The organism is Sphingomonas sp. (assembly GCF_036731925.1).
Taxonomy (GTDB): Bacteria; Pseudomonadota; Alphaproteobacteria; order Sphingomonadales; family Sphingomonadaceae; genus Sphingomonas.
This window is the reverse complement of record NZ_DAINDJ010000002.1, coordinates 36,848-54,655: the sequence shown is the minus strand read 5'-3', so window position 1 is coordinate 54,655 and position 17,808 is coordinate 36,848. Positions and strand designations below refer to the sequence as shown.

Annotated in this window: 18 protein-coding genes and 3 tRNA genes (1 of these 21 running past the window's edge); 11 read left to right on the top strand and 10 right to left on the bottom strand. The window is 66.3% G+C overall.

Annotation, left to right across the window (positions count from 1 at the left end):
- Window positions 1–13 precede the first annotated feature (13 nt).
- Together lptG and lptF are read right to left on the bottom strand one after the other, a co-directional pair.
- The gene (gene lptG / locus V7E00_RS09690) at window positions 14–1,111 is read right to left on the bottom strand and encodes an LPS export ABC transporter permease LptG (protein ID WP_333572463.1); all 1,098 of its coding nucleotides are present in this window, start codon (window positions 1,109–1,111) and stop codon (window positions 14–16) included.
- Entirely contained in the window at window positions 1,108–2,319 is a 1,212-nt protein-coding gene (gene lptF, locus V7E00_RS09685) for an LPS export ABC transporter permease LptF (protein WP_333572462.1), read from the bottom strand. Before lptF ends, lptG begins: the two co-directional genes overlap by 4 nt.
- A gap of 191 nt (window positions 2,320–2,510) precedes the next feature.
- On the opposite strand from lptF, the gene obgE reads away from it, so the two are divergent.
- From obgE to V7E00_RS09635, 10 genes are all read left to right on the top strand, one after another.
- Window positions 2,511–3,566: a GTPase ObgE gene (obgE, locus tag V7E00_RS09680; protein WP_333572461.1), complete on the top strand. Its 1,056-nt coding sequence runs from the start codon at window positions 2,511–2,513 to the stop codon at window positions 3,564–3,566.
- A 51-nt stretch (window positions 3,567–3,617) separates the two neighbouring features.
- Window positions 3,618–4,358 (top strand): hypothetical protein, encoded by a 741-nt coding sequence (locus V7E00_RS09675; RefSeq protein ID WP_333572460.1) that lies wholly within the window; start codon window positions 3,618–3,620, stop codon window positions 4,356–4,358.
- 42 nt (window positions 4,359–4,400) lie between these two features.
- Window positions 4,401–5,546: a glutamate 5-kinase gene (proB, locus tag V7E00_RS09670; protein WP_333572459.1), complete on the top strand. Its 1,146-nt coding sequence runs from the start codon at window positions 4,401–4,403 to the stop codon at window positions 5,544–5,546.
- Window positions 5,543–6,448, top strand: coding sequence for an NAD-dependent epimerase/dehydratase family protein (locus tag V7E00_RS09665; RefSeq protein WP_333572458.1), 906 nt, complete (start codon window positions 5,543–5,545; stop codon window positions 6,446–6,448). The genes proB and V7E00_RS09665 overlap by 4 nt, the downstream gene beginning before the upstream one ends.
- A gap of 157 nt (window positions 6,449–6,605) precedes the next feature.
- Entirely contained in the window at window positions 6,606–7,019 is a 414-nt protein-coding gene (locus V7E00_RS09660) for a hypothetical protein (protein WP_333572457.1), read from the top strand.
- Between the two features lie 56 nt (window positions 7,020–7,075).
- Entirely contained in the window at window positions 7,076–8,629 is a 1,554-nt protein-coding gene (locus tag V7E00_RS09655) for a hypothetical protein (protein WP_333572456.1), read from the top strand.
- An 83-nt stretch (window positions 8,630–8,712) separates the two neighbouring features.
- Window positions 8,713–8,955, top strand: coding sequence for an acyl carrier protein (locus tag V7E00_RS09650; RefSeq protein ID WP_333572455.1), 243 nt, complete (start codon window positions 8,713–8,715; stop codon window positions 8,953–8,955).
- A gap of 5 nt (window positions 8,956–8,960) precedes the next feature.
- The gene (spt, locus tag V7E00_RS09645) at window positions 8,961–10,163 is read left to right on the top strand and encodes a serine palmitoyltransferase (protein WP_333572454.1); all 1,203 of its coding nucleotides are present in this window, start codon (window positions 8,961–8,963) and stop codon (window positions 10,161–10,163) included.
- Between the two features lie 43 nt (window positions 10,164–10,206).
- Window positions 10,207–12,171, top strand: coding sequence for an ATP-binding protein (locus V7E00_RS09640; protein ID WP_333572453.1), 1,965 nt, complete (start codon window positions 10,207–10,209; stop codon window positions 12,169–12,171).
- A gap of 311 nt (window positions 12,172–12,482) precedes the next feature.
- Window positions 12,483–13,340 carry a flagellin gene (locus V7E00_RS09635; RefSeq protein ID WP_333572452.1) on the top strand — a complete coding sequence of 286 codons (858 nt, stop codon included), beginning with the start codon at window positions 12,483–12,485 and terminating at the stop codon, window positions 13,338–13,340.
- A gap of 114 nt (window positions 13,341–13,454) precedes the next feature.
- Here the strand turns inward: V7E00_RS09635 and V7E00_RS09630 are convergent, their stop codons facing one another.
- The 5 genes from V7E00_RS09630 to hspQ all read right to left on the bottom strand — a co-directional run bounded on the left by V7E00_RS09630 (window position 13,455) and on the right by hspQ (window position 15,989).
- Window positions 13,455–14,036, bottom strand: coding sequence for a TetR/AcrR family transcriptional regulator (locus tag V7E00_RS09630; RefSeq protein ID WP_333573842.1), 582 nt, complete (start codon window positions 14,034–14,036; stop codon window positions 13,455–13,457).
- 101 nt (window positions 14,037–14,137) lie between these two features.
- Complete coding sequence (locus V7E00_RS09625; protein WP_333572451.1) at window positions 14,138–14,683, bottom strand: GNAT family N-acetyltransferase; 546 nt, start codon at window positions 14,681–14,683, stop codon at window positions 14,138–14,140.
- A gap of 171 nt (window positions 14,684–14,854) precedes the next feature.
- The gene (gene rpmA / locus V7E00_RS09620) at window positions 14,855–15,124 is read right to left on the bottom strand and encodes a 50S ribosomal protein L27 (protein ID WP_010545913.1); all 270 of its coding nucleotides are present in this window, start codon (window positions 15,122–15,124) and stop codon (window positions 14,855–14,857) included.
- Window positions 15,125–15,154: 30 nt separating this feature from the next.
- Window positions 15,155–15,460: a 50S ribosomal protein L21 gene (rplU, locus tag V7E00_RS09615; RefSeq protein WP_064313799.1), complete on the bottom strand. Its 306-nt coding sequence runs from the start codon at window positions 15,458–15,460 to the stop codon at window positions 15,155–15,157.
- A gap of 148 nt (window positions 15,461–15,608) precedes the next feature.
- Window positions 15,609–15,989 carry a heat shock protein HspQ gene (gene hspQ / locus V7E00_RS09610; RefSeq protein ID WP_333572450.1) on the bottom strand — a complete coding sequence of 127 codons (381 nt, stop codon included), beginning with the start codon at window positions 15,987–15,989 and terminating at the stop codon, window positions 15,609–15,611.
- A gap of 216 nt (window positions 15,990–16,205) precedes the next feature.
- On the opposite strand from hspQ, the gene V7E00_RS09605 reads away from it, so the two are divergent.
- A tRNA-Ser gene (locus V7E00_RS09605) sits at window positions 16,206–16,295 on the top strand.
- A gap of 51 nt (window positions 16,296–16,346) precedes the next feature.
- Here the strand turns inward: V7E00_RS09605 and V7E00_RS09600 are convergent.
- From V7E00_RS09600 to V7E00_RS09590, 3 genes are all read right to left on the bottom strand, one after another.
- Entirely contained in the window at window positions 16,347–17,534 is a 1,188-nt protein-coding gene (locus V7E00_RS09600) for a benzoate/H(+) symporter BenE family transporter (protein ID WP_333572449.1), read from the bottom strand.
- Between the two features lie 113 nt (window positions 17,535–17,647).
- Window positions 17,648–17,723: transfer RNA gene (locus V7E00_RS09595), tRNA-Lys, on the bottom strand.
- A 31-nt stretch (window positions 17,724–17,754) separates the two neighbouring features.
- A tRNA-Lys gene (locus V7E00_RS09590) sits at window positions 17,755–17,808 on the bottom strand (it continues 122 nt past the right edge of the window).

The window sequence follows — 17,808 nt, the reverse complement described above, 5'->3', positions numbered from 1 at the left end:
GCTGCCGGCCACGCTATTCCTCCGTCCGCAGCAGCACCGCCTCGCCGATCATCAGGAACAGCAGGAACGGTGCCCAGGCGGCGAGGAAGGGCGGGTAGGCGCCGAGATTGCCCATCGCCAGCGCGAAATTGTCCGCGACGAAATAGAGGAAGCCAAGCGCCATCCCGATCACCACGCGCACGAACAGCTTGCCGGAGCGCGCAAGGCCGAAGGCGGAGACTCCGCCCAGCAGCGGCATGAGCAGCGCTGAAAGCGGGCCGGAGAGCTTGTGCCACAGCGAACCTTCCAGGGCCTTGGTAGGGCGGCCGGCGGCCTTCAATTCGTCGATCGCGAGACGGAGTTCGGAAAAGGAGCTCGAATCGGGATCGACATGGGCCAGCGTGAACTGGTCGGGCCGCACACCTGCGCCGATCATGGTCGGTCCCACCGGGGTGAGCGTGCCGGCGGCGATATCGAACCGCTTCACGCCATCGACGCGCCAGCCATCGCCGGCCCGAACGCCGTGCTTGGCCGTGAGGATCGCGGTAAGCGAGCCCCGCGTCCGCTGATAGACGGTGATGTCGTACAATTGGGCGGCCTCGCCCTTGCCCTTGATCTGCTGGACGTTGATCAGGTTGCCGCTCGCCTGCACCCACACATTCGCGCGATCGCCGCGATCGACGGGCAGGGGGGCGAACTCCACCTTCTTCCACTGCTCCAGCGTGGCGGTGGCGCGGCTGACGATGCGGTCGTTGAAGGCGAAGGAAAGACCGGCGACGATCAGGCCCGAAATCATCAGCGGCGCCAGCACCTGGTGCGCCGAAAGCCCGCCGGACTTGAGCGCGACGATCTCGCTGTTCTGGTTGAGCTGGGCGAGGGTGAAGATCGCGCCGCCGAGCACCGAATAGGGCAGGAAGGTCGACACGATCTGCGGCACGCGCAGCGTCACGTAGCGCAGGATCTCGGCGTTGCCGTTGCCGGGATGCGCGAGAATCGCCGCGCTTTCGGTCAGCAGGTCGAGTGAGGTCAGCACCAGCACCAGCGCGCCGAGCAGCGCGAAGGTGCGGAACACGAACAGCCGCGCCATGTACAGCGAGATGGTGGGCGAGGGGAACAAACCGCGCAGGCTCATCGCGCCGCCTCCGCCTTGCGGCGTCGGCGCTTGCTGCCGGGCAGCAGCCTGCCGATCAGCTTCGCGGTCTTGGAGAATACGCGCTCCAGCGCGCCGATCGGCTGCCCGCCGGGCACATAGGCGACGGTGTAGTACATCCAGACGGTAAGCCCCGCAAAGATTGAGAAGGGCACCCATAGCGCGATGATCGGATCGACCAGCCCCAGGCTGCCCACGCCCTGCGCATACTCGTTCACCTTGTGATAGGTGACGATCATCAGGATCGACAGGAACACGCCGAGCATCGAGGTAGAGCGCTTGGGCGGGATCGCCAGCGCCACCGCCAGCATCGGCAGCAGGAACATCGTCGTCACTTCCGCCATGCGATAGTGGAAGGCCGAGCGGCTGGTCTCGCGATCAATCTCCGGTGCCGAACGATTGCGGCCGATCACTGCCAGTTCGGGCAGGGTGCGCTCGATGTTGCTGTCGCCGCGCTTGCGGAACTGCTCGTATTTCGGGAGCGGGATCGGCAGGTTGTGGGTGGTGAAGGTCAGCACCCGCGGCACCGGCGAGCTCTTGTCATAATGGACGAGCGTGCCGTTGGACAGGCGGAAGATGATCGTGTCGGGGTCGTCGGAGCGGAGGAACTGCCCCTTCTGCGCAGTGACCGCGAGCGGCGTGCCGTCCTTGTTGGTCATCTCCACGAAGATGCCGCGCAGGTCGCGGCCCTCGTCCTGGCTCGACTCGATCCGCAGCGTCATCTTCGAGCCGAAGCTGGTGAATTCACCGACCTTGATCGAGGCGCCGAGTGCGCCCGAGCGCAGCTCGAAGCGGAGCTGCTCGTAATTGTAGCGCGAGGTCGGCTGGACGAAGCCGACGATCGCGAAGTTCACCGCGGCCAGCACGATCGCGTACATGTACGGCACGCGCAGCAGGCGGGTGTAGCTGACGCCCACCGCCCGCAGCACGTCAAGCTCCGACGAGGTGGCGAGCCGGCGGAAGGCGAGCAGCACGCCCAGCATCAGCCCGATCGGGATGCCGAGGCCCAGATATTCGGGCAGCAGGTTGGCGAGCATGCGCCAGACTACGCTTACGGGGCCGCCCTCGGTCGCGACAAACTCGAACAGCCGCAGCATGCGATCGAGCACGAGCAGCATCGCGGAGATGATGAGGGTGGAGATCAGCGGCACTGCGATCAGCCGCGCCATGTAGCGATCGATCGAATTCATGCTGTTCGCTGAACGTCCTTCAGAGCTTGGATCCTTGCGCCCCTGTAACGGAAAATGGGCGGAAGCGATCCGGTCGCGTATAGCGGTGCTCAACGCCGATGCCACCCGGAAAGTGTCATTCCGGCACCGGCAAGTTCGCCAAAGAGTCTGCCGGGGGTGACGGAATCGCGCCGAACGTCTATGGGCCCGCGATGCATTTCCTCGATCAAGCCAAGATTTTCGTCCGCTCGGGTGCCGGCGGACCCGGTGCCGTGAGCTTCCGCCGCGAGAAGTTCATCGAATATGGCGGCCCCGACGGCGGCAATGGCGGCAAGGGCGGCGACATCGTCTTCGAAGCGGTAGCCGGCCTGAACACGCTGATCGACTTCCGCTACACCCAGCATTTCCGCGCGCCGCGCGGCAGCGGCGGGTCGGGCTCGAACCGTACCGGTGCAGGCGGCGACGACCTGGTGATCAAGGTGCCGATCGGCACCCAGATCCTCGCCGACGACGATGAGCGCACGCTGCTGGCCGACCTCACCAAGGAAGGCCAGCGCATCGTCTTCCTGCGCGGCGGCGACGGTGGCCGCGGCAATGCGACCTACAAGACCTCGACCAACCGCGCGCCCCGCCAGCACGGCACCGGCTGGCCGAGCGAGGAAGCCTGGGTCTGGCTGCGCCTGAAGCTGCTTGCCGATGCCGGGCTGGTCGGGCTGCCCAATGCCGGCAAGTCCACCTTCATCAACGCAGTGACCAACGCGCAGGCGAAGGTCGGCGAATATGCCTTCACCACCACCCGGCCACAGCTGGGCGTGGTGCGCCACAAGCAGCGCGAATTCGTCATTGCCGACATTCCCGGCCTGATCGCAGGCGCGGCGGAAGGCGCCGGTATCGGTGACCGTTTCCTAGGCCATATCGAGCGCTGCCGTGTGCTGCTCCACCTGATCGACGCGAACGACGAGGACGTGGCTACCAGCTACCAGATCGTCCGCGACGAGCTGGAGGCCTATGGCGCAGGACTGTCCGACAAGCCGGTGGTGATAGCGCTCAACAAGATCGACACGCTCGACGACGAACTGATCGCCGCGCTTTCGGCAGAGCTGCAAGAAGCGAGCGGCGCGCAGGTCATTCCGCTGTCCGGCGCCGCCGGCACCGGTGTCGACTGGGTGCTTGACCAGTTGCTGGAGGCGATCGGCCCGAACGAGAACCGGGCGGCCGACGAAGACTTCGAAGATGGTGAAGAGCCTGTTCAATGGTCGCCGGTCTGACGCATTTCTAGGGCAACCCTTCGCGTCTGATTCCTTTTTGGAGAGACGCGGATGGGTGCGTTCGGCTGGTTACGGAGACTGTTTGGTGCGAAGGCGCAGGCGGTTGGCGGACCCGAACCACACCGAATCGCGAGCGTCGCCGAACGCTCGTCCGAAGCGCGGGGACTGTTCTGGTCTGCGCTCGGCCCCGCAAGCGACCGCATCCTGTCCTCCGCACCGGCCGGTTCGCTATGGCCGGGCGGGCACGAGGCCTACCGGCTGATCCATCGCGGCAATGCGATCCTGCTCGCGACCGACGGGTTGTCCGATCCGTTCGACGACAGCGCAACCGCCAACGGGTTCGAGATCGAGCTGTTCGTCGAAGGGCCGGGCGAGGGTGCGCCCACGCAGGTGGCGGGCGATGGCTGGATGCTCGAGGTGCTGCGCCGCGTGGCGGCGATCGTCGCCGAGGAGCAGGGCATCCTCCGCCCGCTTGAACGCCACGGCCCGATCCCCCTGGAACTGACGAACGTTTCCAGCTCTGCGGCGATCGCGGCGCGATTGCCTGCCCATTTTCTCACCGCAGACGACGTGCTCGGCGTGATGATCGGCGGGCCGGAGCCCGATTTCGATACGCGAATCGAGGATATGCCGCTCAGTGCCGTGCGGGCGGTGCCGGTCGTGCTGCTGACGGCTGCGGAGCTGGGCGAGATCCGCGCCGGCGACAGCGACACGCGGGACGCCGTGCTCGCACGGCTGAAGGCGAGCGGGGTCGGCCATTGCAGCGACCTGCAGCGTGAATCGATCGTCTGATCGGCTTGGCAGATGCCGAACCGCACCGCTAAGAGCGCAGCCATGTCCGCGCTCGCCCGCCATGCCGACGCCATCGGTTTCAGCCCGTCCACCTGCGGCCGGCTGGTCGTGAAGGTGGGTTCCTCGCTGCTTGTCGACCCAGAGGGGCAGATCCGGCGCGACTGGCTTGCCGCGCTCGCCGCGGATCTCGGGTCGCGGGCGCGCGAGGGGCAGCAGCTCGTCATCGTCTCCTCCGGCGCGATCGCGCTCGGTGCGCGGCGGCTCAAGCTGCCCAAGGGGGGACGCGCCAGTCTGGAGGATGCGCAGGCGGCGGCCGCCACCGGCCAGATCGCGCTTTCCAGCATCTGGGCCGAACTGCTGCACGATCAGGGCATGACTGCCGCGCAGATGCTGGTGACGCTCGACGATCTCGAGGATCGCCGCCGCTATCTCAACGTCTCGGCGACACTCGACCGGCTGCTGCGGCTGGGCGTGGTCCCGGTGATCAACGAGAATGATTCGGTCGCGACCGAGGAAATCCGCTTCGGCGACAATGATCGGCTGGCGGCCCGCGTGGCGAGTGCCGCCAATGCGGACGGCGTGATCCTGCTTTCGGACGTCGACGGGCTGTACACCGCCAATCCTAACACCCATCCGGATGCGCAGCTGATCGAACTGGTCGACATCATCGACGAGCGGATCGAGGCGATGGCCGATCGTGGCTCGGCCTCGGGCATGGGGTCGGGGGGCATGGTCTCCAAAATCGAGGCGGCGCGGATCGCGACCAGCGCGGGCGCGCACCTTGCCATCGCCGATGGCCGGGTCGAACATCCGCTGGCGCGGCTTGCGACGAGCCGCCGCGGCACGTTGTTCCTCGGCCAGAAGGGCGCGGCGGCGCGCAAGGCGTGGCTACGCGGCGGGCTCACTGCCAAGGGCGCAGTCCATATCGACGAGGGCGCCGCGCAGGCGCTGAAGGAAGGGCGCAGCCTGCTCTCGGCTGGCGCGACGCGGGTCGAGGGCCGCTTCGCGCGCGGTGACCTGGTCGTGGTGGTGGGGCCGGACGGCAGGCACCTCGCGCGCGGGCTCGCCGAATATGGCCATGTCGATGCGTCCCGAATCGTCGGGCGGCGAAGCGAGGATCTGGTCGAGATCCTCGGCTATGCGCCACGCGCCGCTTTGGTCCACCGCAGCCACATGGCGCTGCTGTGAGCGTCTTGGCGGTAACTGGCGGCACCGGCTTCGTCGGATCGCGGCTGATCGACCTCGCGCTGGAAGCGGGGCACCAGGTTCGCGCGCTCACCCGTCGCGACCAGTCGGCGCGTGACGGCGTCACTTGGGTTCGCGGCGATCTCGACGCGGCGGCGGCGCTGGCAGATCTGTGCACCGGCGCCGATGCGGTGATCCATGTCGCCGGCGTGGTGAACGCGCCCGACCGCGAGGGCTTCGCGCGCGGCAACATCAACGGCACGGCGAACATGCTGGCCGCGGCGAAGGGTGCAGGGGTGCGGCGCTACGTGCATGTCTCCTCGCTCGCCAGCCGGGAGCCCGAGCTCTCCGCCTATGGCTGGTCGAAGGGCGAGGCCGACAAGCTGGTGCGCCAGTCCGGGCTCGACTGGACGATCGTCCGCCCACCGGCGATCTACGGCCCCGGCGACCTGGAGATGCTGGAGCTGTTCCGCGTCGCCCGCTTCGGGCTGGCGCTGTTGCCGCCGGGCGGCCGCATTTCGGTGATCGAAGTGAGCGATCTCGGCCGCCTGCTGCTGGCGCTCGCGGCGAATGAGAGTTTCCCCGGCGAGATTGACCCCGATGACGGTCGGGCAGGGGGCTGGAGCCATCCGGAGTTCGCCCGTGCCATTGGCCGCGCGGTCGGGCGGCGGGTGCTGGCATTGTCGCTGCCCAAGGCGGTGCTGATGGCCGGCGCCTATGTCGACCGGGCGCTGCGGGGCAAGCGCGCCAAGCTCACACCCGATCGCGTTTCCTATTTCTGCCATCCGGACTGGGTGGCGAACCCGGCGCACCGCGCGCCCGCCAATCTCTGGACGCCGCAGGTGGAGACCGAGGCGGGGCTGGTTGCAACGGCACGCTGGTATCGGCAGCAGGAACTGCTCTGATCCTGAAGGAAGGGGTGGCCGTTTCCGGCCGATATTCTCCTTCACCACCGTCAGTACCCTGTCCGGACGGCATAGTTGTCTTGACGTCAGTATTACCGCTATAGTCTTTCTGCGGGAATCCTGAGCGTATGCACTAGTTGTTCGCAGGGAGGGAATAATGAAGAAATTCTTGGGATTGCTTGCTGTTTCTGCCGTTTCGATCATGCCGGCGGCTGCGCAGGAGCGGCATGATGGCCATCATGGCGGGAACCATGGCGGGCGCTGGCGCAGCGTGGGCCTCCAGATGATCAACGGCAAGGGCGACCGCGACATCATCCGCGTTCGCGGCGAGCGGCGCGATCGGCAGATCCGCGTCTGCTCGGTCAACCATCCTTTCCGCCTGCGCGAGGTAGCAATCCGCTTTGCCAATGGTGGCCGACAGGATGTCGGCGTCCGCGAGCGCATCGAGGGGCGGGCCTGTACCCGCCCGATCGATCTGCGCGGGGAGCGGCGCAACATCGAACAGGTGGGGCTCACCTATTCGGCCATCGGCTCGGGCCGCATTCCATTGGTACGCGTCGAGGCGCGCTGAGCCCGCGATCGGGTTCCCGCACCGCAGTCTCTGCTTAACCATTCTATAAAGGGGGCATGTGGACCGCCCCGATCAAGCTCATCCTCTGGGACCTCGACGACACGCTGTGGGGAGGCACGCTCGCCGACGGCGATGCGGTCGTGCTGTTCGAGCAGCGTGCCGAGCTGGTCCGCGCCTTCAATGCGCGCGGCGTGGTCTCCTCGATCTGCTCGAAGAATGACTTTGACGCGGCGCGGGCGAAGCTGGAGGCCTTCGGACTGTGGGATGAATTCGTCTTCCCGCACATCGCCTTCACGCCCAAAGCCGAGGCGAGCCGCGGGATCATCGCTGACATGCAGCTGCGCGCCGTCAACGTCCTCTTCATCGACGACAACCCGCACAACCTCGCCGAAGTCCGCCACGCATTGCCCGAGATCCAGACGCTGGATGCCACCGCCGCAGACGCCGACGAACAGCTTGCCGGCCTTCTCGCGATCCAGACCGGCACGCGCAGCCGCGTCGCCGACTACCGCATCCTCGAGGCGAAGAAGCGCGACCGCACCGCCGTGGCCGGTCAGTCCAACGAGGCCTTCCTGCGCGCCTCCGGCCTGTGCGCCTGCGCGCCGTTCATCATGGACAATCTCGAGTTCGTGCCGCGCATCGCCGAACTGATCAACCGCGCCAACCAGCTCAACTACACCCAGTCGCGCGTCGAGCCCGCCCAGCTCGAACGCGACATCATCAACGTCACCCGACACGACAGCTGGTCGATCTTCGCCTGGGACAAATATGGCCGCTACGGCCTGGTGGGCTTCGTGATGTATGACCGGGTCGAACAGCGGCTGGTCCATTTCACCTTCTCCTGCCGCGCCATGCACATGGGGCTGGAGGCCTATGCGCTGAACAAGATTCGCGTGAACTGGCCCGACGCCGATTTCAGCGCGCTCGACAGCCGCTTCAGCCAGGCGACGCCCGACTGGATCGAGGACCACGGGTTCGACGAGCCCGAGGTGCGCGCCGCGATCCGTGCCGAGTTGCTCGCCGATCCGGTGGCTGAGGCGGGCATCCGCGTCATGTTCGACTGCCAGTCCGGCGGCATCGCGCACTACAGCCGGTATCGCCCCGCGATCGATTTCGACAACAATCCGCGGCTGTTCGCGCTAAGGATGATGGACGACGAGCGCTACAAGGCGCAGCACTTCCCGCCTTTCCTCGTCTACGGGGCCACGATCGACTATCTGGACAATCGCTGGCCCGGCAAGTGGCACCTGCTGGAACGCGGGGTGTACCAGAAATGCGTGCTGCGCCTGTGCATCCACCTGATCGAGAACGACCTGCGGATGCTGGTGGTGCTGCCGCCGGAGGATGCGCCGATCGACAAATATCGCCTGGGGCTCAACCATTCACCCGAACGCTGCCGGATGTTCAACGCCGTCTGGCGGCAGGTGGCGCGCGAGAATCCCGGCCGCATCTTCCTCCTCGAAATGGCGGACCTCCTCGACAGCTATGACGAGATGGCGGACGTGACGCATCTCCATCCCAGCCTGCTCCAGAAGATCGCCGCCCAGATGGATCTGTGGGTGCACGGCGTCCTCACCGGCGGCGCGGAGGAAGCGGCGGCCGCGGCCTGACCTTTGGGGCACTGCCCCGCCACGGGCCCGGTTTCGCCGCATTCGCTTGGCACCTGCGGCCGATCAATCTAAGGACCGGCCGCATGACTGACCGTGCAGAAATCTTCGACATCGTCGCCGCGCAGATCGAACCCTTCAACAAGAAGGGCGTCGCGCTCACCGAAACCACCAGCTTCGCCGGCGATCTCGAATGGGACAGCCTGACGGTGATGGATTTCGTCGCCGCGATCGAGGACGAGTTCGACATCGTCATCACCATGAACATGCAGGCCGAGATCGAGAATGTCGGCCAGCTGGTTGACGCCGTGCAGAAGCTCAAGGGCTGACCGCGATGACCGACCTGATGAGCAAGTTCGACGGGCTGATCGCCGAGCGCCAGGCGCTGCTCGACAGCGGCGTGATCGATCCGTTCGCGATCGTGATGGAGCAGGTGAAGTCGCCCACCGAGGCGGTGATCAAGGGCAAGGACACGATCCTGCTCGGCACCTACAACTATATGGGCATGACGTTCGACAAGGACGTGGTCCAGGCCGGCAAGGACGCGCTCGATCAGTTCGGTTCGGGTACCAACGGCAGCCGCATGCTCAACGGCACCTTCCGCGACCATATGGAAGTCGAGCAGGCGCTGCGCGACTTCTACGGCGTGTCCGGCGCGATCGTGTTCTCGACCGGCTACATGGCCAATCTGGGCATGATCTCGACGCTGGCGGGCAAGGGCGAGTATATCATCCTCGACGCCGACAGCCACGCCTCGATCTATGACGGCTGCAAGCAGGGCAATGCCGAGATCGTCCGTTTCCGCCACAACGACGTGGCCGATCTCGACAAGCGCCTCGGCCGGCTGCCGGCAGAAGCGGGCAAGCTGGTGGTGCTGGAGGGCGTCTACTCGATGCTCGGCGACATCGCGCCGCTCAAGGAAATGGTGGCCGTTGCCAAGAAGCACGGTGCGATGGTGCTCGTCGACGAGGCGCATTCGATGGGGTTCTTCGGCCCCAACGGCCGCGGCGTGTACGAGGACCAGGGACTGGAAGCGGACGTCGACTTCGTCGTCGGCACCTTCTCGAAGTCGGTTGGTACCGTCGGCGGCTTCTGCATCTCGAATCACCCGAAGTTCGAGGCGATCCGCCTGGCCTGCCGCGCATACATCTTCACCGCCTCGCTGCCCCCCAGCGTGGTGGCGACCGCGGCGACCTCGATCCGCAAGCTGATGACCGCGCACGAGAAGCGCGCGCGGCTGTGGGAAAACGCCCGTACGCTGCACGGCGGGCTGAAGGAAATGGGCTTCAAGCTCGGCACCGAAACGCCCGAAAGCGCGATCATCGCCGTGATCCTGGAGGACCAGGAACAGGCGGTGATGATGTGGCAGGCGCTGCTGGAGAACGGCCTGTACGTCAACATGGCGCGCCCGCCGGCGACTCCGGCCGGCACGTTCCTGCTGCGCTGCTCGCTGTGTGCCGAGCATCGGCCCGAGCAGATCGAGCGCGTGCTGGGCATGTTCCGCGCGGCCGGCCAGGCCGTCGGGGTGATTGCCTAACCGGCTTTTCACGGTCGTTTCAAACGCCTAGAGTCGAGGCCGGATGAGCGAAGCGATCCCGTCTCTGGAGCGTTCGGTTCACGCGAAGAACTGGCGCCTGGTACTGCTGGCAGCGCTGGCAGTAGCTGGCGTACTCGTGCTCGGCGCGCTGATCCTGATCCAGCAGCGCACCGATCTCGAGCGCGATCGCGCCATCGCGCTCCAGCAGCACAGCTTCGAAGTGATATTGCGCGCCAACCAGCTGTCGGGCGGCATTGCCTCGGCCGAGGCGGCGCTCGGCCGCTATGTGGTGAGTGCCGACCGCAATCTGGGCCAGCAATATGCCGATCAATGGGGCAAGGCGGGCGAGCAGCTGCAGCGGCTGCGGCAGCTGACCGGCGACAACCCAATATTGTTCGCGCAGGTCCGCCAGCTCCAGCGCGTCTTTGCCGAACGCGGCAAGGAGCTCGACGCCACCGCGCTCTACACCACCTTCAAGCGCAACAGCGATGCCTTCGGCGCCTATTATCAGGTGCGCGAGAGCCCGGCGCGCAAGCAGGTGGAGTCGATCCTCGACAACATCGTCGAGCAGGAACGGCGCCTGCTGCGGGACCGTACCCGGTCTGCCGCGCAGCTGATCGAGAACAGCAGCTATGCCTCGCGCGTGCTGAGCGGCTTCGGCCTGGTAATCGCGCTGGGCGCGGTCGTCTTCGGCTGGCTGGCGATCGAGGCGCAGGGCGATCGCGCGCTGGCCGATGCCGATGCTGCCTGGGAGCGGGAGCGCGCTGGCCAGCTTCGCGAGGCGGTGGCCGCCGCCACGGCCCAGCTGCGCGAGGAAGCGCGCGAACGGGAAGGCGCCGAAGCCAAGCTCCGCCAGGCACAGAAAATGGACGCGGTGGGCCAGCTGACGGGCGGCATTGCGCACGATTTCAACAACATGCTCGCAGTGGTGCTGGGCGGCGTGGAGCTGGCGCGGCGCCAGATCGACAGCGATCCCAAGGAAGCGGCCCGCCATCTCGACAATGCGATGGAGGGCGCGCACCGCGCTGCCGCGCTCACGCGTCAGCTGCTTGCCTTCTCGCGCTCCGAGTCGCTCGCGCCCGAGCCGGTCGATGCCGGGGCGCTGATTCGCGGCATGCGCGATCTGCTCGACCGCACCTTGGGCGACGCCATTCGGGTGGAGGCGCAGGATCGCGGCATGGGCTGGCGGATCTGGGTCGATCGCCACCAGCTCGAAAACGCCGTGCTCAACCTCGCGGTCAACGCGCGCGATGCGATGAACGGCCGGGGGACGCTGGTGATCACCACCGGCGAATCGCGGCTTGCGGCGAACGAGGTCGGCCATTGCGCGGCGGGCGACTATGTTTCGGTCGCCGTGCGCGACGACGGCTGCGGCATGACGCCGGCAGTGCTGGAGCGCGTGTTCGAGCCTTTCTTCACCACCAAGCCGGTGGGCAAGGGGACCGGGCTCGGGCTCAGCCAGATCTTCGGTTTCGTCCGCCAGTCTGGGGGCGGCATCACGATCGAGACGGCGCCGGACGAGGGCACCACCGTGACGCTCTATCTGCCGCGCTACAAGGGCGCGGTGACCGGCGCTCCGGCGGCGGTGGCCAAGATCGATCTGACCGAGGACAAGAGCGGCGACAGCTACGACATTCTCGTCGTCGAGGACGATCCGCGCGTCCTTGCCGCAACGCTGGCTGCGCTGCGCGAGCTGGGGCATCGTGCGGTCGGCTGCGCTGATCCCTTGGCCGCGCCTGCCGCGATCGAGGCGATGGCGGCGTTGGACCTGATAATGACCGACGTCCTGATGCCGGGACAGACGGGGCCGGAGATGATCGCCGCGATCGAGGCGCAGTTGCGCGGTGCGGCGGTGTTGTTCGTCACCGGCTTCACCGGGGAAGCGAGCCCGGAACAGCTCCGCGACCGGCCCGTGCTGCGCAAACCGTTCACCGTGGCGGCGCTGTCGCGGGCGGTGCGGGAAGCCGTGTCCGGCGAGGCCAAGCGGGTGGCGCAAGCGGCGGAATAGGGCGGCGGCAGTTGGGTGCCGCGATCGATTCCTGCGGCGGGCACCGTCGCCGGCACACGCCTTTGACGTAGTCGACGGCGCGAATTTCGACGGCGTTCTCGCGGGCACCGCCGCAACGAGACCTGCGCCCCAGATCATCCTCCGGTGAATCTCTTAAACTTCAAGTAACCATATAAATTTCTTGGCATAAAGAACCTGATAACGATTGAACCTCCAAAGGGGACCGGCAGGGGGCAGTAGCGTCTTGTCGTTGGTCGGCAGTTCCGACCCTTGGTCGCAGAAGCGGCCATAGTTCCTAGAAGGAAAGTATCATGGCATTTTCGGTTAACACGAACGTCGGCGCGATGGCGGCTCTCCAGAGCCTGACTTCGACCCAGAAGGACCTGGCCACCACCCAGAGCCGCATCAACACCGGCATGGCGGTGTCCTCGACCAAGGATGACTCGGCACAGTACACGATCGCTCAGGGCCTCCGCGGCGACCTGGGTGGCCTGAAGGCGGTTTCGTCGTCGCTCAGCCGCGCGAAGAGCGTGACCGACGTCGCCGTTGCCGGTGCCGAGCAGATCTCCGACATCGTCAACCAGATGAAGGCGAAGGCCACGCAGGCGGCTGACGCTGGTATCGACACCGCGACCCGTGACGCCCTGAACAAGGACTTCACCGCGCTGCGCGACCAGATCAGCACGATCGTCAACGCTTCGGACTTCAACGGCACGAACCTGCTCAAGGCTTCGGGTGGTCAGGTGACCGCGCTGCAGTCGCTGCAGGACTCGGACACGAGCTCGCCCACCACCTGGAACCCGGATTCGCTCAGCGTGGCGAACCAGGGTCTGGACCTCGGCGGTACGACGATCACCATTGCTTCGACCGGTAACATCAGCTCGCAGGCCAATGCGCAGGCGATGGTCGACACCCTGACGACCACGCAGAGCAACCTGAAGACCACGCTCAGCACGCTCGGCGCCGCTTCGCGCAAGATCGACGCGCAGTCGGCCTTCACCAGCAAGCTGTCGGACGTGATCGAAGGCGGCATCGGCAACCTCGTCGACGCCGACCTGGCGAAGGAATCGGCTCGACTGCAGGCTCTGCAGGTCAAGCAGCAGCTCGGTGTTCAGGCTCTGTCGATCGCCAACCAGGCGCCGCAGACGATCACTTCGCTGTTCCGCTAATAGCCCAAGGCCCTACCCTGGGGGCCGAAGGCTTGGAGGAGGCCGGGATGGTTCGCCATCCCGGCTTCTTTTCGTTTAGGCTGGCGGCGCGGGGGCGATGTTCCAGCCGCGCTTTTAGTCGGCGGCCGCAATGCGCTCGCGCAGCATTGCCGCCGCCAGTTCGCGCGCCTGGTCCCGCGGCAGCGCCAGGGCACGCGCCATGGGAGCTCCCAGCAGTGCATCGCCAAGTGCCATCAGCGTCAGTTGCAGCGTTTCCTCGCGGAGCGGCGCTCGGGCATCCTGGCCTTCGCTGATCCGGTCCACCAGCCGGTGGATCGCTTCCAGAATGGGATCCAGCGCGTCCTGGTTGCCGGTGAGCAGCATCCAGCTGGCCAGCGCACCGGCGCCTTCGCGGCCGAAGGCATCGAAGGTCAGATCCACGATCTCCCGCAGGTTGTGGTCCCCGCTGCGCGCGCGCAGCACCGCCTCGCCGATCTTCACTGTAACCGCCTCGGCCATGCTTGCCGCCAGTGCCTTTTGCAGGCCGGCGGCGGAGCCGAAATGGTGGAGCAGATTCGCGTGGGTGCGGCCGATGCGCGCCGCCACCGCCTTGAGCGTGACCGCCTGCGGCCCGTCCTCGATCAGCAACGTACGCGCGGCTTCGAGCGCTGCGTCGCGCGATTCTTCTGGGGAGAGGCGCCGGCGCGCCGCCTTGATCGTCAACGTGTCGGCCTTGTGTCCATTCGTTGACGGCTTAGTCGAGCTTGGCGGCGGGGGAAAGCGGCCTCCCCGGCAAGGCCGGGGAGGCGGCGCAGGATTTATGCCGCCAGGCGCGGTTCGGGGCCGGATCGGCAGTCTTCGGCGTCGAGGTCCATCGCGAATGCCACGCACGCCATCTCGCAGCCGCGGCCCTTTGACCAGAGCGGCTCGACCCTGCCGGTCGGCTGAAAGCCCAGCTTGCGCAGCACCCGTCCCGAGGCGGGATTGTCCACGGCATGGCGCGAGGTCACCCGGCGAATGCCCGAAGCACGTGCGGCGGCTAGAACGCCCCGCGCGGCTTCGGTCGCATAGCCCTTGCCCCAGGCGGAGGGCGTGAGCCAGTAGCCGAGTTCATGCGCCTCTGCGCCGGCCGGATCGATTCCGACGCAGCCGATCAGCGCCACGCTGCCGCCCTGATGTTCGAACACCAGGAAACGCATGTCGGTCCAATGCGCGAGGAAGGTCTCGGCCGCTTCGATCGAATAGGGCCAGGGCGCGCGCGACAAGTTGCGCACGACGGCCTCGTGGTCGATCGCCCGGGCCAGGGCAGGGGCGTCCTCGGGCCAGCCGGGACGTAACGTCAATCTTTGGGTCCGCACGAACATGACCACTCTCCTCGGTCCTGCGGCTTCTTTGCGCACGCCCTATGGCATGGCTGTTTCACCGCGGTGTCAGGGAGCAAGAAAAAAGGGAGACCGGGGCGACCCGTCTCCCTTTTCGCGTTGGTTCGTCGAACCCGGGTCGCCCTGGTGGGCAACCCGTGCGGTCGCCCGATGTTATTCGGCCGCCTCGGCAATCATGTCTACGGAGCAGAACTTGCGACCAAGCTTGCCTTCCTTGAACGACACGCGGCCGTCGGTGAGCGCGAAGAGGGTATGGTCCTTGCCCATGCCCACGTTCACGCCCGGGTAGAATTTGGTGCCGCGCTGACGCACGAGAATGTTGCCGGCGAGAACGGTCTCGCCACCAAACTTCTTCACGCCAAGACGACGGCCAGCAGAGTCGCGACCATTGCGGGACGAGCCGCCTGCCTTCTTATGTGCCATTGTCTATACTCCTCGTGTCTCGTCAGTCGCTTACTTGGCCGCGCCGATAGCAGTGATCTTGAGGATCGTGTGCTGCTGGCGATGGCCGTTCTTGCGGCGATAGTTGTGACGACGACGCTTCTTGAAGACGATGACCTTCTCGCCCTTCGCCTGCGCGACGATTTCGGCAGAAACGGTCAGGCCGTCAGTAGCCTTCAGCTCGCCGCCTTCGCCGGCCAGCAGGACGTCGCCCAGCGTCACCGACGAACCGGCTTCGCCATCGAGCTTCTCGACGACGATCTTGTCTCCTGCGGCAACGCGATACTGCTTGCCGCCCGTGCGCACGATAGCGAACATCGGTCTCTTCTCTGGTTCAAATGCATGTGCCCGCCAAGGTTGCACCTCGGCAGGAGGAAGGGCGCAACTATGCGAGGGGGGCAGGAATGTCAACCGTTCCGCAAGACGAAACTGCGATTTTCCGAGTCACTGCGGCCCGGCGGAAGGTTCAGTGTCGGTGGTTCGGCTTCAGCCGGTAGCGCCCTGCATCGAAACTGTCGAAAAGGCCGCTGATGCCGGGATGGTCCACCGGCTCGTCGCTGTCGTCGGCTACCAGGTTCTGCTGGCTGACATAGGCGATGTAGGTCGAGTCGGCATTCTCGGCGAGCAGATGATAAAAGGGCTGATCCTTCGCGGGCTGCATGTCGGCGGGAATCGAATCATACCATGCATCGGTATTGGCGAAGACCGGGTCGACGTCGAAGACCACGCCGCGGAAATCGAGCAGGCGGTGCCGCACCACGTCGCCGATGGCGAAGCGCGCACTGGCGATCGGGGGCATCGGCGTGCCCGAGTCGATGGAAAGAAGCGAACCATTGGTTTCTGACATGTCACCAATCTAGGGGTGCAGACGCAGGACGGCAACGGTGCCGCGCATCGGCCTTCCCGATCCGGGAAGGGAGCAGCAGGTCACCGCCGCTTCCCGGACTGCGAAAAAACTTGGAACTAGCCGCTTGCGGGCCCCAAAACTTTGCGCTAGTGGCCGCGCCTCACAGCGACCGGTACGCGGTTCGGGCCCATCCCGAGAGTGCGTATCCTCCCATGCGGAGAGGTGCCGGAGTGGTCGATCGGGGCGGTCTCGAAAACCGTTGTGCGGGTAACCGTACCGAGGGTTCGAATCCCTCCCTCTCCGCCATATTCTCTTTTTATCGCTGTGACATTCCCGTGCTGCTACGCCGCTACGCCCCTATGGGCGGGTGCCGGTTGGTGCCGGCGGGCGGGTCAGCCGCTTCGCCCCGAGTGCCGCAAAGCCCGCGATCAGCCCCCAGAACGCGCCGCCCAGGCCCCACAGTACCATCCCCGATCCGGTGACGAGGAAGGTCACTATCGCCGCGTCGCGGTCCTCCCTTTGCGCCAAGGCTGCCTCGAGCGCGCCGGCCAGGGCGGGGGTGAGCGCCACACCGGTCAGAGTTGCGATGGTGCTGGGCGGCAGTGCCAGGAACAGGCGGACGAGCATCGGGGCAAACAATCCCAGCACCAGGTAGAAGCCGGCATAGAGAATGCCGACAATCCAGCGACGCGCTGGATCGGAGTGTGCGTCGCTACTCGTGCAGATGGCAGCGGTGATCGCTGCAAGGTTGATCGCATGCGCGCCGAAGGGTGCCATGAGGACGGAGGCGAGGCCTGTGCCCGCCAGCAGCACGCCCGATCGGGGCTCATAGCCCGCCGTCTGCAGTACGACGAGGCCGGGCAGGTTCTGCGATACGAGCGTGACCAGGAAGAGCGGCAGGGCGATGCTCATCATCGCGGCGAGGTCGAAGCGCGGTGCGGTGGGCGTCACCTGGCCGAGTGCGGCGCCTGACGAAAGGCCCGCAATATCGTGGCGCAGGATAGACAGGGCGATGCCCGCCGCCAGCACCAGCAGGGTCGCGTGCACAGGGGCACGCTGGCGCGCCACCAAGAAGATCGCGACGGCGATTCCCACCATCAGCGGGTCGATGGCCGCGGCGCGGAAAAGGCCCAGGCAGAAGGGGAGAAGCACGCCGGCAAGCATTGCCGTGGCCACTGCGGCAGGGATGCGAGCGGCAAGCCGTCCGAGCGCGGGTACGGCGCCGAGCGCGACCATCAGGGTGCCGCTGATGACGAAGGCGCCGATCACTGCCGGCCACGCGAACCCGGGCGGCATTGCAGCGAGCAGTGCTGCGCCGGGAGTCGACCAGGCCAGCACGATCGGCATGCGCAGCCGTAGCGTCAGCAGCGCACCGGCCACCGCGATTCCGAAACACAGGGCGGTCACCGCCGATCCGGTCTGGTCGGCCGAGGCGCCGAGCACCGTCATTGCCTTCACGACGAGCGCGACCGTGCCGCCAAAGCCGATCAGGGCAGAAATCAGGGCGGAGGACCAGGCGGAAATCGGCGGGAGGCGGTGCAGCATGCCGTCGCTCCTAGCGCCCGATCAGCGAGGATGCACCCATTGCCAGCGATCGCGGATCGTCCGGGCACGGCGCGCGTGCCGAGGGATCGGGATCAATCGATCGGGAAAAGGCGTGGTGGACACACTTGGGCTCGAACCAAGGACCCGCTGATTAAGAGTCAGCTGCTCTACCAACTGAGCTATGTGTCCATACCGGAACGCGTCTGGGCAGAAGAAGAAGTGGTGGACACACTTGGGCTCGAACCAAGGACCCGCTGATTAAGAGTCAGCTGCT

Coding starts and splice junctions, on each gene's coding strand:
- lptG (WP_333572463.1), bottom strand. CDS start 1,111: ATGAGCCTGCGCGGTTTGTTCCCCTCGCCCACCATCTCGCTGTACATG.
- lptF (WP_333572462.1), bottom strand. CDS start 2,319: ATGAATTCGATCGATCGCTACATGGCGCGGCTGATCGCAGTGCCGCTG.
- obgE (WP_333572461.1), top strand. CDS start 2,511: ATGCATTTCCTCGATCAAGCCAAGATTTTCGTCCGCTCGGGTGCCGGC.
- V7E00_RS09675 (WP_333572460.1), top strand. CDS start 3,618: ATGGGTGCGTTCGGCTGGTTACGGAGACTGTTTGGTGCGAAGGCGCAG.
- proB (WP_333572459.1), top strand. CDS start 4,401: ATGTCCGCGCTCGCCCGCCATGCCGACGCCATCGGTTTCAGCCCGTCC.
- V7E00_RS09660 (WP_333572457.1), top strand. CDS start 6,606: ATGAAGAAATTCTTGGGATTGCTTGCTGTTTCTGCCGTTTCGATCATG.
- V7E00_RS09655 (WP_333572456.1), top strand. CDS start 7,076: ATGTGGACCGCCCCGATCAAGCTCATCCTCTGGGACCTCGACGACACG.
- V7E00_RS09650 (WP_333572455.1), top strand. CDS start 8,713: ATGACTGACCGTGCAGAAATCTTCGACATCGTCGCCGCGCAGATCGAA.
- spt (WP_333572454.1), top strand. CDS start 8,961: ATGACCGACCTGATGAGCAAGTTCGACGGGCTGATCGCCGAGCGCCAG.
- V7E00_RS09640 (WP_333572453.1), top strand. CDS start 10,207: ATGAGCGAAGCGATCCCGTCTCTGGAGCGTTCGGTTCACGCGAAGAAC.
- V7E00_RS09635 (WP_333572452.1), top strand. CDS start 12,483: ATGGCATTTTCGGTTAACACGAACGTCGGCGCGATGGCGGCTCTCCAG.
- V7E00_RS09625 (WP_333572451.1), bottom strand. CDS start 14,683: ATGTTCGTGCGGACCCAAAGATTGACGTTACGTCCCGGCTGGCCCGAG.
- rpmA (WP_010545913.1), bottom strand. CDS start 15,124: ATGGCACATAAGAAGGCAGGCGGCTCGTCCCGCAATGGTCGCGACTCT.
- rplU (WP_064313799.1), bottom strand. CDS start 15,460: ATGTTCGCTATCGTGCGCACGGGCGGCAAGCAGTATCGCGTTGCCGCA.
- hspQ (WP_333572450.1), bottom strand. CDS start 15,989: ATGTCAGAAACCAATGGTTCGCTTCTTTCCATCGACTCGGGCACGCCG.
- V7E00_RS09600 (WP_333572449.1), bottom strand. CDS start 17,534: ATGCTGCACCGCCTCCCGCCGATTTCCGCCTGGTCCTCCGCCCTGATT.